Below are 16,339 nucleotides of genomic sequence, written 5' to 3'. Positions count from 1 at the left end.
TCGATTTGGGAAGCCACATCATAGCAAGCACTTTTCTTTGACCTTACGTCAATGAGGCCGCTTACCTTGAGGGCCTGCTTTACATCAGGTGGGACGCAGGATGATAGTACTTAAACGGTTCGTCATTAGAACAGGCGCAGAGGAAAAACTCCAAATGAACCATTTCCCAAATGCTCCTGCAAATTTTGATGATCCGCTTCGCCAACTCTATATGCTCGCAATAGAGCCAGACCTTACATTCGAGGATAAGGTTGCACAATTGCTTGCCTTAGGTACGGATGCCCTTGGTCTCGAGCTTGGAATTGTTAGCCGGATAGAGCATCCAATCTACGAGTGTCTTTTTGTCCATGGCCCTGAATGGGCTCCGGCCTCTGGGACCACCTTTAATGTAAACGGTACCTACTGCCTTTACACATTAAACAATGATGAAGTTACAGCATTCCATCATGCGGGGAAGCAGGAAATATCTTCCCACCCTTGTTATCAAAATTTTGGGCTGGAAAGCTACATAGGCGCCCCTTTGCGGTGTGAAAATGAATTCTTTGGCACGTTGAATTTTTCTGATCGCGCCCCGCGTCAAGCACCGTTCAGGCAGAAAGAGTTCGAGTTTGTCGCCTTTTTGGCGCGCTGGTTGGGCAATGAACTGAAGCTGCACGCCGAGCGGCGGGAACTTCGCGGACAACGTGGGTTGCTCAGTGCTATGATTGATGCGGTGCCCGAAGCAATCGTTTTAGCCGATCTCAACCGCAGTGTCGCGATGGTCAACCCAGCTGTGGAGACGCTATTTGGCTATGCGCCCCACCAAATTCTGGGGCGACAAACAGCAGTGCTTTACGGAACGCTTGATAGTTATGAGCGCGCGGGCGAGGAAAAGTTTAACCCCCGGGCCTCAAGCAAGCGAGGTGAGTTTGAGATTTCCTGTCGAAGGTCTGATGGTTCCACATTTGATGGTCTTGTTTCGAGCGCCAAAGTGGAAACTGACTGGGGTGAGACTCTTGGCTTTTTGGCAGTTGTCCGAGATATTTCTGAACAGCGTGCTTTTGAGCATGCCAAAGACCAGCTGATAGCTACTGTTAGCCATGACATAAAAAATCCCCTGTCTGCGCTCTGCGGTGCATTAGAAGTACTGGATGCACACAAGCCGGAGCTGGACGAAGCGAAAACCAAACTGTTACGTCTCGCGTTGCGCAATGCGCGGCGTATCGACGAGATGGTTGCCGACATACTCGACGTTGAACAGCTTCGTGCGGGGGAACCGTCAGGCTTCGCTGTAGTCCCCCTTGCTCCTTTGCTCTCTCAGGCGATCGAGACACTTACCTCTTATGCAGAAAACCATGGTATAGGTCTCAAATTGAAGCTTTCAGATGCGCCTAACCAACCTTTGCGATTGCACGCAAGCAGGGTGGAACGGCTGATATCTAACCTTGCGACAAATGCTATCAAAGCATCAGCAAAGGGCGGGACGGTAGAGTTGGGTCTCACCAGTACGGGACACGGCTTCTATGTAAAGGACGAGGGGGCAGGATTGCCGCACAGTATTCAGAAGACCCTTTTCAAGCCCTTTGCGCGCGGGGACACTTATCGGGTCAATGAGGGCTATGGGCTGGGAATGGGCATTGTGAAAGCAATCGTTGACCAGCATCTTGGGGAGATCACATTTGAGACTGCCGAAGGAGAGGGGACGACCTTCACCGTAGATTTCCCTGTTTCGGAGCCTATTGGAAAAGAAGAAGGGCATCCCAAGTACCTTTAAGAGTAATTACTCTGTTGAATGTCATTGAGAACTGACCCGGTGGGGGTGCGGTCCCGCAAGCACCCATACGTTGCACGGATAATTGTGCCGAAAGACGTGCGCATGCGGACACCTGCCCTCCCAGTTGCGCCTCGCTAAACCGTGCCTTCCCTATCTGCGCACAGAGGTTGTGTGAAAACAACGGAATGTGCTGGCGGCGAAGTCTTGATATCGGAGACCCAGCCAAGACATGCGAGGGTCCGATGATATCAAACACAACCGCCAGCTACGGGCGCGTCGCCCGCTTTTTCCATTGGAGCATCGCGCTCCTGGTGCTGGCAGACATAGCGCTTGGATTGATCGGAAAGTTCACGACGCGCAGTGGCGATACCGTGGCTTTCCTTCAGCTGTTGTATTCGACTCATAAGACGATCGGCGTTACGGTCTTGGCTCTGGCTGTGTTACGGGTGATCTGGGCAATCTCGCAACCACGTCCCGTGCCTCTCCATCCCGAACGGCGCCTTGAAACCTTCGCCGCCGACACGGCGCATGGGGTGCTCTACGCCGCAATCTTCGTGCTTCCGCTTTCCGGCTGGGTTATCCATTCGGCCGAAGCGGGCTTTGCGGCAATCTGGTGGCCCTTCCCCCAAAGCCTGCCGTTCGTTCCGAAATCGGAGCGCCTCGCCGGTGCGGCGGCCAATATCCACTGGATTGCAGGGATCTTATTGGCGGCCATGGTCGCGGCGCATATTGGCGGTGCAGTCAAACACGCGCTGATTGACCGCGACGGCACCTTGGCACGGATGTGGAACGGACGGGCTGCCGGCAATGCGGCTGCCCACCCCGGCAAGGGGGCCTCCTTTCTCGCCACAATAGGGATATGGACCTTTGCAATCGGCGGCGCCCTGATCGTGTTTGCCCCTACTCATAACGAGGACTCCGCGTCACAATTGCCTGCTCAACAGACCGAGGGGTGGGTCGTGCAGGACGGCAATCTGGCGATCACGATTACGCAAATGGGAGCTGAGGTAACCGGCAGCATTGCGAATTGGCAGGCCGACATCGAGTATGATGAAAAAACTGGGAAGGGCACCGTAAAGACAGTGCTCGACACGACCTCTCTATTGCTGGGACCCGTCACGGACCAGGCGAAAGGCCCCGAGTTCTTCGATGTCGCCGCCTATGATACCGCCGTGTTTCAGGGCGACATTGTGCAAATCGACGGACCGAGACACCGCGCATCGGGCTTCCTGACATTGGTCGAGCAGAGTGTTCCCGTTACGCTTGACTTCGATCTCGAGGTGACAGAGGGCACGGCCAAGGTTTCAGGTGGCACGGCTCTGGACCGTCGTGATTTCGGCATGGGGACAGCCTATCCGGACGAAAGCTCTGTCGGGTTCTCCGTAGAGGTCCGGATTGATCTGGTGGCAAATAGGGCGGGGTAGGCCCTGCGCTATCGAGACGGAAAAGGGCCGCGCGAGTGGTTGCGCGACCCTTTTGGTTGGGGGTGGGGCTTCGATTATTCTGCGGGCACCATTGCTTCGATCGAGATATCGATCGCAACCTCATCCCCGACAAACGGGGCGAACTGGCCCATGTCGAAATCCGAGCGCAGCAGCTTGGTTGTCGCGTCAAAACCGGCCCAGGGGCGATTTTCCATCGGATGATCTCCCAACTGGTTCAGTGTGGTGTCCAAGACGACAGACTTCGTAATGCCGTTCATGGTCAAATCGCCGGTGATCTTGCCGGTCTTTTCGTCGGTCACTTCGATCGACGTCGAGGTGAATGTCACCAAGGGGTTCGCTTCGGCGCCGAAGAAATCCTTGGACAGGAAATGCTCTTCGCGGGCGGGCCAGCCGGTGATGAGGCTCTTGGCGGGAAAGGACACAGAGACGCTCGATGCCGCCGGGTCATCCTGGTCCAGTTCGATGCTTCCATCGAACCCGGAGAACATGCCTGTCGTGGTTGAGAAACCCAAGTGGTTATAGCTGAACACGATCTGGCTATGAGACGGATCGAGAACATAGGTCACCGTTTCGGCCTGTGCCGCGGTCGCGAGCGTTGCGCCCATTGCCGTCGTAAGAAGGAAGTATTTCATCTGAATCCATTTCTCCGTTTGAGATGCGTTCGTCATGTCAGATCCATCTAACTCCGCTGCAAAAATGCGCAACTCCCTACTCTCAAACACACTTTGTGCAAATTTGAACAGCGGGCGTCTGACCATTTGTGATTAGAGTGGCGAAAAAACGCATAGGGCGGCTCGCTTTGCCACAAGGGCAATCGGGAATTTGTGGCCATCTCTTTGTCGTCGCGCTCAGAAACATGCTGAAATTGAACCGCCCCACCAATGCCGTAGAAAAGCATCGCTTTCGGCGGTGGGCTCAACAGGTGGATGCAACACTTTAACCTTTAGGAAAAGTTGGAGTGTTCAGCATGAAGTATCGGCGCAGGATTTATTACTCGGCAGAGCAGCGAGCTGAGATTTGAGACCGTTGGCAGCGTGGGGAGTCGATGAGCTCGATCGGGCGGGTGTTTGACCGGCAATCATCCTCGGTCTTTTCCGTGATTTCACCGACGGGGGGCATCAGACCGCCAGATCGCAGACGCGGCAGCCACGCTCTGAGCCTTTCTGAGCGCGAAGAGATTTCACGAGGGCTCAGCATCAAGCACTCTTTACGCGCGATTGCGGGGCAATTGGGGCGTGCGCCTTCGACCATCTGCCGCGAGGTCCGGCGCAACGGTGGGTCTGCCGGCTATCGTGCCGCTGCTTCAGACCAAGCAGCGTGGGACCGCGCCTTGCGTCCCAAGATGTGTAAGCTGGCTTGTCACCCCGCATTGAGCCGCGCAGTATCCGCTAAGCTGCGGCGAAAGTGGTCACCTGAGCAGATTGCCGGCTGGCTCAAGCGTGCGTTCCCGGGAGAGGCGCAGAAACAGGTGTCACACGAGACGATCTATCGAAGCCTTTATATACAAGCGCGTGGTGCCCTGAAGAAGGAGCTACTTGAGCACCTGCGCGCCAAACGAACAATCCGCCGATCCAAGCATGCGAGCCTCAAGCGCAACGGCCTTGGCCAGATCAAGGATGCAATATCTATCAGCCAAAGGCCGGCATCCGTGGACGACAGAGCGGTGCCGGGGCACTGGGAGGGCGACCTGATCGGAGGTTCAAAAAACAGCTATATCGCGACCCTCGTGGAGCGGCATTCCAGATATGTCATGCTGGTAAAAGTTGCGAATAAGGACACCGAAAGCGTCGTCTCAGGACTAATCAAGTCGGCTCAAAGGTTGCCACGCGAACTCTACAAATCCCTGACATGGGATCGCGGCAAAGAGCTGGCTGATCATCAACGCCTGACCAAGGCAACCGATGTCGAGATCTACTTTTGCGACCCACAATCCCCTTGGCAGCGAGGATCAAATGAAAACACCAACCGGCTTTTGAGGCAATATTTGCCGCGCGGAACAGATCTAACTGTCCATTCTCAAGCAAAACACAGTGCAATCGCCAGACAGCTGAACGAACGGCCTCGCAAGACCTTGCAATACCAGACGCCAGCGGAGAAGTTCGCACAGTGTGTTGCGTCGATCAGTTGAGCCCGCCACCCTTAGCGGACATTTGCCGTAGATTAGGTTGCTGCGATGCAGCTTCCCCGAAGCGGACGTTGATCGATCACGCAGCATTTCGGCATGCTGGATGACTCTGAGAGAGGGCATCATAAGCCAGTCCGATGTGCGGGGCGATCTCTACGATTTGACACAGTGCGCGGCCGGCCGGAGAATACCGGACTTCATCACCGTTTTCAAAAACGGTGGCGGTGCGCATTTTGATCTGATGATTGCCAAAGCACTGTCCAACTGGGGTTCGTTAACTCAGCGGCCCTGAGCACGTTTTCGTCGGTCGCCGTGACGAATGCTTGGAGGGGTTCGAGATGTCCGGCACACCAAAGGGGCGCCCCTCGATACGGGCACGGCGTTGCCCGGCTTCAGACCAGTCGCGGTCCAGTGGCAATTCAATGCCAAAAGTCATGCGGTATTTGTAAATCAGATTGAGGGCAGACATGATACGAACCTCCTGTTCATTGGTCTGCCCCGCCGCACGTTAGATACGGCGGGGCTAATGAGGTTATTCAGCAGCAGCAGATTGGGGTGCTGTTGTGTTCCAGCGACCAGACAGGCGCACCAGAACGATCCCGACACCCACCACACCAGCGGCGATGTAGGGGGCAGCGGCAAGGCCGATGCCTTCCACCACAAGTCCACCGGCCCATGCGCCACCGGCAATGCCCAGGTTAAACGCTCCGATGTTCAGGCCAGAGGCCACGTCAACTGCGCCGGGTGAGACTTCGCGTGCGATTTGCACGACGTAAGACTGCAGCGGTGGCACGTTGGCGAAGGCAAAACCGCCCCAGAAGGCCGCAACCGCGATGGCTGCAATCGGGCTGTTGAGGAGTGCGCCGAGAGCGACCAGTGATATCGCAAGACCAGCAAAGATCACCGTCAGGGACGGCACTGCACCAATACGGTCAGCCAGTTTACCGCCGGCGATGTTCCCTACGGCGACAGATGCACCATAGAGCAGCAGCACAAGGCTAACCGCGCCTGCGGACAGACCCGTGACTTCGTTCAGCATGGGCGCGAGGAAAGTGAAGGCGATGAAGTTGCCGCCATAACCGACAGCCGTGATTAGATAGACCAGCAGAAGGCGGGGTGAGGTTAGAACCTGCAACTGCGCGTTGATTCCTGCCGAGGCAGCTTTGGTCAGATTGGCGGGCACCAAGATGGCAGAAGCGATGAATCCGATCACGCCAAGCGCGACGACGCCAAGGAAGGTCGACTGCCAGCCGAAGTTCTGGCCGATTAAGGTCCCCAAGGGCACGCCCGTCACCAGCGCGACTGTCAGGCCAAGGAAGACCAGCGCAATGGCCGAGCTTTCCTTCTCAGGCTCTACCAGATCGGTCGCGATGGTCGAAGCAATTGCAAAGAACACACCGTGGGCGAGACCGGTGATAAAGCGCGCAGCGACAAGGCTGCCGTAATCCGGCGCAAAGGCGGCATAAGCATTGCCGAGCGTGAATAACGCCAGCAAGAGCAGCAACAGCGTCTTGCGCGGCACTCGGTCTGCCATGGCGGTCAGCACAGGCGCGCCGATGGTCACGCCAAGCGCATAGAGGCTAACCAACAGGCCAGCGGAGGGGATGGAAACTCCAAGATCGGCGGCGATGGTGGGAAGCAAGCCGACGATAACGAACTCGGTCGTTCCGACGGCGAAAGCGCTGATGGTTAGCGCCCAAAGGGCAAGGGGCATCGGTTTTCTCCAATAAATTTGATGTCGACGCCACATATGCCAGTCGCTATCTGTTGCGAGAACAGGCAAGTTTGGAATGGATCATTGCAAAAATCGCACGAATTGTTGCGCATGATGGATTTGGCAGCTTTCATCGGGATCGTCGATGATGGGGGCTTTGCTGAATCCGCGCGGCGCAGGGGGGTATCGGCCTCAACACTCAGCCGGTCAGTGACGCGGCTGGAAGAGCAGCTGAAGGTCACACTCCTGCGCCGCACCACGCGATCCATCGAGATCACCCCCGAAGGCGCTGCAGTTCTGGCCGAGGCACGCGAGATTCTGGATCGGAGTGAAACCCTGCAGGAAATCGCAACCAGCGGACAGGCCCCCGCCGGACCACTGCGTGTGAATGCGCCTGTGCCTTACGTCCTGCACGTCCTCGCCCCGCGGCTGGCCGAGTTTCATGCGAAGTATCCGGACATCCAGCTGTCGATCGACATGACAGATACGCTGGTGGACCTGATCGGCAGTCACGCGGACGTTGCCATTCGACTGGGCCAGCTACCCGACAGCGACATGTTGCATCGCCCCATGGGGCGCACAGCTTGGAAATTAGTGGCTGCGCCGGAATACCTTGATCGCAAAGGCTGGCCAAAAACACCAACCGACCTCGCAAATCTGGAGCAAGTGCGCTTCGCGGCACCGGATCACATCAACACATTGCGCTTTGTCGGCCTATCCACTCCTGTGACGGTACCGCCCGCGGTGACCGCAGGCAATGGAGAGGCCGTGCGCCAGATGGTATTAGGCGGTCTGGGCATCGCGCGTTTTTCCGAGTTCATGATCGCAGATGACATTGATGCGGGCCGATTGGTTGAGCTGTTTCCGTGCGAGCTTTCAGCGGACCCACTGAATATCTCAGCGCTTTACCTTACCCGCGTCTCGGGGCTGCGCCGGTTGGGTGTTTTTCTGGATTGGTTGGTGAACATTGGTGGAGGCTAACTTATGCAAGGACCCTTTCAGCATGCATAACGCCTCCGTGCCAAGCGTGGCATCGAAAGGTTACTTTTAGTCAGTGTTATATCGACATATTTTTGGATGTCCGCTTCTTGGTAGCTGCACTGTAGCGGCGCGGCACCAAACGAACGGCCGGTAAGGGCCGTGAGCAACAGGCTGTATTTTCTGCACTTGCAAAATGCTGCGGGACGGCATTCGGTAAAGAGGGCTAATTGTGTTGAAAAACTATTTGCTGCAACTGCAAATTTCTAAAAACTGGGAAGCTGTTCTCCGACACGCTACTTGCGCCCCGAGGTGCCGCCGAAATTCCCATAGTTTAGAATTTTTCTGCTGAGTTTGGCTTCAGCGCGCTGTAGGAGAGTTTTTCAACACAATCGGCTCAAAGCCGTTGTTAGCTGCAACGAGTGCGGTGGTCTGCTGGGTGGACAAAGCACCATTTCGCTGCGGCTGCGCCAATAACTGCTTTCAGCTACCACTTAAACACGTGACGCAGGACCCGGAGGTTTCCACTCAGCTTGTTTCCGCCAAGATCACCCGCCAGCCTTTGGAGTACCTCACCGAAATCGTAATTCGGGATCGCATCTTGCACCGCCCTAACCTGAGCCTTGCTCAAACCTTTTCGAATTCTTCCTTCGGTTGCATCGATCCAATCAGCCTTGCGAACAGCTTCTACGATGCGCTGATTTGGTCCGCGATATGGTGCCAGTGAATCGCGTCCCTCAGCAACTGAGGATCAAGTCCCCAGCCATACTTCTCGTTGTCAGCCAAAGCATGTTCTTCTGATGGCTCGAGATAAGCAAGATTGTTCTCCGTCCAGAGACCAATATCATGGTAAACCAATGCAGTTTCGACCAGAGGTCTTGCCTCTTCGTCACCATTCAAAAAATGCATGGCAAAGGTGATAACACGATACACGTGACCCCGATATGCTGCGTAGTCTTTGCCAATGATGTCATGGTACGGGGCAAACAGGTTCTCTACACGATCGCTGTGATCGATAATTTGGATGTCATCAGTCATCTTGTAGGTTCTCTTGGAATAAGCGCGTTTTCACTGTAATCAAGTGATTACAATGATGCGTGAAATAAAGTCAACAGGTGATTACTTGAGAGCGAAAATAGTACAGTCGACCAAGCCGGACGCGAGGAAGCGTAATCCCGGCGCAACCAAAGACACTTTGCTTGATGCAGCGCGAACAGAATTTCAGCGGATGGGGTATGACGCGGCAAGCACGCGAAATATCGCGTCGGAGGCTGGGTGCAATGCTGCGCTCATCAATCGTTACTTTGGCTCGAAGCTTGGCTTACTCGAAGCTGTAATGGAAGAGTGTATTGATCTCACTCCGCTTGACGGCCTGCCGCCGAATGAAATGGTTGCGGCCTTGGCGGACATCGCTTTGGGCAAAGTTAATCCAACGGGTAACTTTGATCCGATGGTCGTCGCAATTAAGTCTTCCGGCTCCGAAGAAGCGCAAGATGTAATCCGCAGCAAGCTCGGCAACCCGATGGTCGAGCAACTTGCATCTTTGATCGGTGGCGACAAAGCTGATCAAAAGGCCGGAATCTTGCTCAGCATCGTCTCAGGAATGTTCGTTGGTCGAGTTTCTGTGGATGCCGATGCTGTATCAACAGATCACAATGAAGCATTAAGAGAGTTGCTGTATGACGCCATGATGGCCGTGGTGTCTTCAGGGACGTAAATTAGACTGCTCGCATCTTCGTCTGCTTCAAAGCGGCCATTCTCAAATTTCGCAGCATCTGGTAAAATGGGCTCGTTCCCGCCATTCGCGGCAACTTGGGCGAACGGCCGGTTTGGACTGTTTCGCGGCCTTCGACACGAAGGGCGGAAACCGGACTTTCGCTGCATGATATTCGAATGGCAGCTTTATATCACACTTGGAAGATCGCCGGAGCCGTTGCCAGTTGGAGAGCGCCTATGGCATCTTTAGCAAGAACGGTCACTGCAAAGGCCGATGGTTGAGACTGTCTGAACTGCGCCGCTCCACCGGCGTCATCTTTGTGCCTGTGGGCGAAGCAACCGCCAGACATAAAAAGCGAGAAGGCCCAGGAGCAGAACATTTGCCGCCGGATTGACCCACATCTCGACTTTGGCAAACTGCGCCTCCAGTAGATAGCCTGAAATGGTGAGGGCGGCCGTCCAGAGGAGGCTGCCCAACCCTGTGTAGAGAAGAAATGGCAGCAGCGGCTTCCCCGTCATACCGGCTGGGACAGATATCAGCGTTCGGACACCCTGCACCATCCGGCCCAGAACCACCGCTTTGCCACCACTGCGCCGAAACCACGCAAGGGAGCGGTCAAGGTCTTGCTCTGAGATGGTCAGCCACCTGCCGTGCCGCGCGATGAGCCTGCGCAACCGTGCTTCAGATACCACTGAGCCGATCCAATACCACAGGAGGGCTCCTGCAACTGAACCGATCGTGCCGGCGATCACTACAATTACAAAGGAGAGGTCACCGCTCGCCGCGAGATAGCCGGCGAAGGGCATGATGACTTCCGAAGGGATCGGCGGGATGACGTTCTCAAACAACATCAGGGCGGCGACGCCGAGGCTCCCCGTTGAAGCCAGCAGCGAGGTGATAAAGTCAGACATGCTCGGGCCTATGCGGTAGGTTGGGCAGGATTGCCTTTTTCAGCACGGGATCAAGCCGCTGTCAGTTTCCTCCGATCCGGGGGCGGTGAGGTAGGTCCAGATGGCCGACTCATCTGTGAAGGTCAGCTTCAGCACGCCTGTTGTCCCGGCAATCAGCCGCTCAGAGAAGGCCGCAGGCTCAATATTGCCCTGTGTCGACTTGCCGCCGGCCCCTACCACGAAGGCGATCGTGCCGCCCTCTGTTGGCTTTCCCTCGGCATCCAGCGGCGCGGTGCGTTCGTAGAAGTGATTATGACCATGCAAGACGAAGCGGACACCCGCGTCAGCGACAAGCCGGAACAGCGCCCGTGCATCGTTCGATCCGCTGCGCACCACGCTCGAATAGGCGGGTTTATGAAAATATGCGGCAGTGCAGCTGTCGGGATGCGCTGCGAGCACTTCTTTTGCCCATTTCACCTGTGCAGACCCTTCGGACGCATCGATCTCGCTGTTGAGTGACAGGATCAACCAGTTCCCGGCTTGCAGGGCGTAATAGCCGCTTCGGTCTGGTCCTGCGCGATCTTGCCAGTAGTCATAGTATGCATATGCAAGAGGGGAGTGGTATTCGTGGTTTCCAGGGGTCGGCCATGTGCGCTCCCAAGCAGCGCCCCAATAGGGGTCGTAGCAATCTTCAAAGCCCACGGCTTCTCCGCGTTTATAAACCAGGTCCCCCAAGGCAAGCACTGCCGTTTCGGGGTGTTGTTCCAAGATACTGGTGGTGTCTATCATGCCCTCGTTCGGTGTGGCCTCTGCCCGGGGAAGACCAACCGCATAGCGCAGGTTTCTGTCGGTTCTACCCAAGTAGCCCCCGTTTGCGCAGGAGGCGATGTCACCTGCCGCCAAAACAGAGAACGGCAGCGTCACATCCAGTTTGTGGACCCGGTTTGTGTCGAACATGTCTGATTGCAAAGGGCTCGCCAATGACCGTATGCCAGAAGCCGCGACGGAGAATACCTGCCCTTCGGTCCCGGCAACAAGAATAAGGGCCACTGTTGTTGCCAATAGGGTTCGAAAGGCGGTTTTTTTCATCGGGTTCTCCTTAAACGAAGCAGTAGAGTTTGCCGACTGATCGGACCATTGCCGCAATATTACCAATTGGTAAGGTATTGATCGGGCCATAGATGCGGGCATGCAGGGCTGAACTTCGGACAACCAACCGTTTAATGGCAACGGAGAGCGATTTGGAATGTCAGCCTGGGCATCAATGAGCATTGTCACCTCTTTCGCATAACCCATTTCAGCCAAAGCCATTCCGGCCATTGCGACCGCACCGACGGACGTTAGCGCGGGGGTCGGCGCAGCTGCGCGGGACCCCGAAACGCCCAAAATTTGCTGAGCGCAAAAGTGAAAAATGCAATGCACCCGGTTGAGGTCCACAGGCTCATGATTTCAGTCCGATCACCGACAGATAGCAAAACAATCAGCAGCACTTCGTTGCCGGCAAAGCCGATCAGGGCGACAAGCGCGAATTTCCAAAGCGTGTTTGATAGGCTGACGTCTTGGTCTGCAAAAGAAAAGCCGAGATGGCCGATGAAGCTAATCAGAAAAGCAATTGTGAAGGCGATCAGGTTCGCCATCACTGGCTGCCAGTTTGATTGGATCAGTAGAAAGCCAATCACCATATGAACGAAGGTCGAAAACAGGCCGACCATCCCGAAACGCAATAATTGGCGCCACATCATAGATGTTCCGGATCAGCAGAAAAATCTTCGGCAACGATAAAGCCGGGACGGCCTTTGACTTCGGTGAAGACCCGCGAGAGGTATTCGCCCAATACACCGATGGAGATAAGCTGCACGCCTCCCAGCAACATGACGGCCACCACAAGGGTCGACCAACCCGGCACGTCGATGCCGAAGATGAGGGTGCGGACGGCAATCCCGAGGGCGTAGAGGATTGAACAGGCAGCAATGGTCATACCAACCCCTGTCCAGACCCGCAGTGGCCAAGCAGTGAAGGACGTGAGACCAGTCAAACCTAACCTAAACAAGCCAGCAAAGCCGAATTTAGAGGCCCCGGACGCCCGCGGCTCCAACTCTATCGCCACAGCCTTTGTGCGAAAGCCAACCCAGCCATACAGCCCCTTCATAAATCGATTGCGCTCAGGCAAGGCACAGAGCGCACCGACAACCCGTCGATCCATGAGCCTGAAGTCGCGGGCGTTGGCCGGTATTGCGGTGTCGCCGCCGATATTCAGCAGGGCATAGAACGCTCGGGTGAAAGCCCGTTTGCGCCATGTTTCGTCGCGGCGTTGCGCGCGGACAGCATAGACCATCTCATACCCCTCGGCGCGATGCTTCAGCATGGTTTCGAGATGAAAAAGGGGTTCCTGAAGATCGGCATCAAGGATGACCACCGCCGCACCCACTGTGCTCTCCAGACCGGCCATGATCGCATGCTCCTTGCCGAAATTCCGCGACAGCCGCAGCACACGAAGCGGATATTGGGTGCAGAGCGCTCGACTTTCTTCAAAGGTGGCATCGAGGCTGCCATCGTCCACGATGATGATCTCAAAGCTACTCACCAGTCTCCGGGCATGCGCATCCACCTGGGCCACCGTTCTAGTGATATTGCCTGCCTCATTGTAGGCGGGGATCACAAACGAAAGATCGGGAATAGGTTGTGGAGAAGAAACGAGCTGAGGCTTAACATAGCTTCCGGGGCGACGGTTCATCGTGATACCTCCCGATCCAGAGCTTCGACGAACAAAATGCGATACCCAAACCGCCCGGCAGGGTCGAACCGTGGGGCCAGAAGAGGGGCCAGTTTCGAGGCGATAGATGCCGGGATGGCCACCGCGTCGCGCAAGCCATTGTCTGGGAAGCCATCGAATGTTGCGGTTCGTTCTGTGAACTGGACTTGGCCCCGCGTATAGAACTCGGCTGAAAAGCTGCGACCGCCCCAATAGGTAATCTGCACATCAGGGTCGTAACTTTGCGCCGCAGTTACTAATGCGCGCTCGGACCGGCCGGTGACCGTTCCGGGCTGGTATCGCACCAGAATGGTCAAGGTCAGAAATGCAACCCCCACGAAGCCGATGGCCACGACGATCGCACTCCGCGTCCACCACCCCGGCTGGCCCCTAACCTGTGCCCAAAGCGAGACCAAGAGAACCGCTGCGGCGGGAAGCCCGGGCAAAGCATAGGCCGGCAAAATGTTTGCGGCGGGTGTGAAGAGGATCAGCGGCGCGACGACCCAAAGAGCAAGATAGCTATGCCAGCCCTGATCATTGCCTGTCATCTCGGAGATGCAAGACACTGCTCTGGGAAACAGGGTCAAGCCAAACAAGCTCCACGGAAGAAACGTTGCGGAAGCATAGAACCAAATCATGCCTTTGGGCTGCTCATGGCCGGACCCGTAGAGATCTCCCTGCCAGCCCGGCACGACAAAGCGTTGGAAGTGCTCTCCGAGGAGAAAGTAATGCAGGAAACCCGGAGACTTGATCTCGGCCAGAATATACCACGGAAGGGTCAGCGTCGCGGCGATCAACAGCCCGGATAGCCAGGGAAACCCGTGTAAATCCCGCCAGTGCCCCGTCACAGCGAGCCAAGGCCCAAGTGCGAACATTGTGATCACAAGCGCGACTGGTCCCTTCGCCATAAGGCCGATAGCAATGCCGACAAAGAACCACCGCCCCCATGCAATGCGAGAGGGGCCGTCTATCATATAGTTGTAGAAGCCGATCATGCTCAAGGTAGTGCCGAGCACCATGACCATGTCCGTCATCACAAAGGCCGACGCGCCGAAAAACATAAAGGATGAGGCGAGCACCGTGGTGACGAGGAGAGCCTGATCTGCGCCTCGATGCTGGCGCACCCAGGTGAAAAGAAGGCTTAGCACTCCCATGTGTGGATGCCCGCTTTGATGCAAGAGATAATTTGACGGTTTAAACATGTGATCGGGTACGGTCATGTGTCAGGCCTCAATTTGCGACGTTTCACATGCCGCGGGCCGGTATGGCGATGCGAAGGTTGGGTCCATATCAATGACACGAGCGCGGAGCTCTCTGGGAGTGCCTGGTTTTCCTAACCTCGATCTGGTCGATCATTTGTCCTTACTGTCTCAATGTCCTTCTCACATCATACCGAGCGTTGCAGGCTTACGCCGTCGCGATCGGATCTCGATAATCTTCATGCTTCGTCATCATTGCCCAAATGGTTCGGGCTGTTTTGTTAGCCAACGCGATTGCGACCAACATACGTGGTTTGCGTTCTAACATTTGCTCAAGCCACGACCCTTTAGGTGGTCCATTTTTGATCGCCCATCTGATCCGGGTCATGGCGCCGATGATCAGCAGTCGTCGGATGTCGCGTTGCCCCATCTTTGATGTTCGCCCCAACACTTGCCGCCCACCTGTTGATTTCTGAACCGGGACCAGACCCAGCCATGCCGCAAAATCCCGACCGCGTTTGAAGCCTTCTAGCGGCGGGGAGAATGCCTTGATCGCCATTGCACTCACAGGTCCGACCCCCGGCGCAGTTTGCAATCGGATCGTTTCTGGGTCGGATTTCGATTCTTCTTTCAGGCGCCGCTCTATCGCAACTATTTTGTCAGTAATGATACTTAGCTGATCCAAGTGTATATGGCTGAGTTCAATAACAATTGAAGGCAGGTCACAATCCGGGCTATCAATCTGTTCAGCTAACTTCTTTACAAAGTTCCGACCGGGAGGGGCGATGATCCCGTATTCCATCAAATGACCACGCAGCGCATTGATGATGGAGTTACGTTGCCGAACAAACAAATCCCGTGTCTTGAAGACCATCGAACGGGATTGTTGTTCAGCCGATTTGACAGGAACAAATCGCATTGTGGGCCTGACTGCCGCTTCCGCAATGGCCTCGGCGTCGTTTGCGTCATTCTTCTGGCGCTTAACGAATGGCTTCACATAGATAGGTGGGATCAAGCGGACGTCATGGCCCAACTTCATGATCTCGCGACCCCAGTAGTGCGATGACGCACATGCCTCCATTGCGACCACGCAAGAGGGCTGTTCGCCCAAGAACTTCAGGAACTGACCCCGAGTTAGTTTCTTGCGGAACATTGGCTCACCAGTAGCCGTCGCGCCGTGTGCCTGGAAAACGGACTTTGCCAAGTCGACGCCGATCATTGTAACTTCATTCATGGATGCTTCCTCCAATTTGGTGCTTTCAACATCACCATTATGGCACACTTTGATGCCGCTTCAGGGGTGGGGCATCCACACCATCAGTGAGGCAGCAAAGATGAATACCCGCGCGCCAAAGGCTCCAACGCCAAAGAGCTTTATCCCCAAGGCAGACAGCCAAGTATGTAAGGGAGGCTTGGCCCAAAACGGGACGCCGTAGTCGAACTGAGGTGTGATCCAGTCCCCGGTCTCGACCATCTTACGCGCGATCTCGGCATAGCGAGCTTCTGTAGAATCCGTGAAAGGCCACCAGAACATGGCCAGCAGGCGCACAGCGAACAATGCACTGAGTGCAAACAGCAGGAACCGTTGGTCACTGCGCGTTAAGCCAAAGCGTCCCGCATGCTCTTGCCGCACGGCTGTGTCGAATCTCGGTTCTAATGTGACCATCATGTCCTATCCTTTTTCTTAGGGCATAGGACGGCGACGATCTGCAAAAGGTGGTTGGCACTATACCGATCCGTAACATTACGAAGATGGCTTAAAGCCG

The 16,339-nt window shown here is 55.7% G+C and carries 14 protein-coding genes and 2 pseudogenes; 5 read left to right on the top strand and 11 right to left on the bottom strand.

Annotated features, from left to right (window positions below; all coding sequences use genetic code 11):
• The first annotated feature begins 154 nt into the window (after positions 1–154).
• Both DSM110093_RS18100 and DSM110093_RS18095 read left to right on the top strand, forming a co-directional pair.
• On the top strand, positions 155–1,753 hold the full coding sequence (locus DSM110093_RS18100; RefSeq protein ID WP_243267832.1) for an ATP-binding protein: 1,599 nt from the start codon (positions 155–157) through the stop codon (positions 1,751–1,753).
• A gap of 242 nt (positions 1,754–1,995) precedes the next feature.
• Positions 1,996–3,177 (top strand): cytochrome b/b6 domain-containing protein, encoded by a 1,182-nt coding sequence (locus tag DSM110093_RS18095; RefSeq protein WP_243267831.1) that lies wholly within the window; start codon positions 1,996–1,998, stop codon positions 3,175–3,177.
• A 74-nt stretch (positions 3,178–3,251) separates the two neighbouring features.
• Here the strand turns inward: DSM110093_RS18095 and DSM110093_RS18090 are convergent, their stop codons facing one another.
• Entirely contained in the window at positions 3,252–3,803 is a 552-nt protein-coding gene (locus DSM110093_RS18090; protein WP_243268003.1) for a YceI family protein, read from the bottom strand.
• Between the two features lie 362 nt (positions 3,804–4,165).
• Here DSM110093_RS18090 and DSM110093_RS18085 point away from each other — a divergent pair.
• Positions 4,166–5,326 (top strand): annotated as a pseudogene (locus DSM110093_RS18085) (IS30 family transposase).
• A 271-nt stretch (positions 5,327–5,597) separates the two neighbouring features.
• On the opposite strand, the gene DSM110093_RS18080 reads toward DSM110093_RS18085, so the two are convergent.
• Together DSM110093_RS18080 and DSM110093_RS18075 are read right to left on the bottom strand one after the other, a co-directional pair.
• Positions 5,598–5,792, bottom strand: a complete 195-nt coding sequence (locus DSM110093_RS18080) for a hypothetical protein (protein ID WP_243267830.1) — start codon at positions 5,790–5,792, stop codon at positions 5,598–5,600.
• A 63-nt stretch (positions 5,793–5,855) separates the two neighbouring features.
• Positions 5,856–7,037 carry an MFS transporter gene (locus tag DSM110093_RS18075; RefSeq protein WP_243267829.1) on the bottom strand — a complete coding sequence of 394 codons (1,182 nt, stop codon included), beginning with the start codon at positions 7,035–7,037 and terminating at the stop codon, positions 5,856–5,858.
• A gap of 111 nt (positions 7,038–7,148) precedes the next feature.
• On the opposite strand from DSM110093_RS18075, the gene DSM110093_RS18070 reads away from it, so the two are divergent.
• Positions 7,149–8,018 carry a LysR family transcriptional regulator gene (locus DSM110093_RS18070; RefSeq protein ID WP_243267828.1) on the top strand — a complete coding sequence of 290 codons (870 nt, stop codon included), beginning with the start codon at positions 7,149–7,151 and terminating at the stop codon, positions 8,016–8,018.
• Positions 8,019–8,702: 684 nt separating this feature from the next.
• Here DSM110093_RS18070 and DSM110093_RS18065 read toward each other — a convergent pair.
• Entirely contained in the window at positions 8,703–9,053 is a 351-nt protein-coding gene (locus tag DSM110093_RS18065) for a hypothetical protein (RefSeq protein ID WP_243267827.1), read from the bottom strand.
• A 52-nt stretch (positions 9,054–9,105) separates the two neighbouring features.
• On the opposite strand from DSM110093_RS18065, the gene DSM110093_RS18060 reads away from it, so the two are divergent.
• Entirely contained in the window at positions 9,106–9,732 is a 627-nt protein-coding gene (locus tag DSM110093_RS18060) for a TetR/AcrR family transcriptional regulator (protein ID WP_243267826.1), read from the top strand.
• A 311-nt stretch (positions 9,733–10,043) separates the two neighbouring features.
• Here the strand turns inward: DSM110093_RS18060 and DSM110093_RS18055 are convergent, their stop codons facing one another.
• The 7 genes and pseudogenes from DSM110093_RS18055 to DSM110093_RS18025 all read right to left on the bottom strand — a co-directional run.
• Positions 10,044–10,643 (bottom strand): DedA family protein, encoded by a 600-nt coding sequence (locus DSM110093_RS18055; protein ID WP_243267825.1) that lies wholly within the window; start codon positions 10,641–10,643, stop codon positions 10,044–10,046.
• 39 nt (positions 10,644–10,682) lie between these two features.
• The gene (locus DSM110093_RS18050) at positions 10,683–11,711 is read right to left on the bottom strand and encodes a metallophosphoesterase (protein ID WP_243267824.1); all 1,029 of its coding nucleotides are present in this window, start codon (positions 11,709–11,711) and stop codon (positions 10,683–10,685) included.
• A gap of 251 nt (positions 11,712–11,962) precedes the next feature.
• Positions 11,963–12,361, bottom strand: coding sequence for a GtrA family protein (locus DSM110093_RS18045; RefSeq protein WP_243267823.1), 399 nt, complete (start codon positions 12,359–12,361; stop codon positions 11,963–11,965).
• Entirely contained in the window at positions 12,361–13,356 is a 996-nt protein-coding gene (locus DSM110093_RS18040; RefSeq protein ID WP_243267822.1) for a glycosyltransferase family 2 protein, read from the bottom strand. The genes DSM110093_RS18045 and DSM110093_RS18040 overlap by 1 nt, the downstream gene beginning before the upstream one ends.
• Entirely contained in the window at positions 13,353–14,528 is a 1,176-nt protein-coding gene (locus DSM110093_RS18035) for a phospholipid carrier-dependent glycosyltransferase (RefSeq protein WP_243267821.1), read from the bottom strand. Before DSM110093_RS18035 ends, DSM110093_RS18040 begins: the two co-directional genes overlap by 4 nt.
• A gap of 253 nt (positions 14,529–14,781) precedes the next feature.
• Complete coding sequence (locus DSM110093_RS18030) at positions 14,782–15,807, bottom strand: IS110 family transposase (protein WP_243264639.1); 1,026 nt, start codon at positions 15,805–15,807, stop codon at positions 14,782–14,784.
• A gap of 84 nt (positions 15,808–15,891) precedes the next feature.
• Positions 15,892–16,239 (bottom strand): annotated as a pseudogene (locus DSM110093_RS18025) (phospholipid carrier-dependent glycosyltransferase); the annotation flags it as partial.
• Between the last annotated feature and the right edge of the window lie 100 nt (positions 16,240–16,339).

It is taken from the genome of Sulfitobacter sp. DSM 110093 (assembly GCF_022788715.1).
Taxonomy (GTDB): domain Bacteria; phylum Pseudomonadota; class Alphaproteobacteria; order Rhodobacterales; family Rhodobacteraceae; genus Sulfitobacter.
This window is presented reverse-complemented; position numbering and strand designations above follow the sequence as displayed.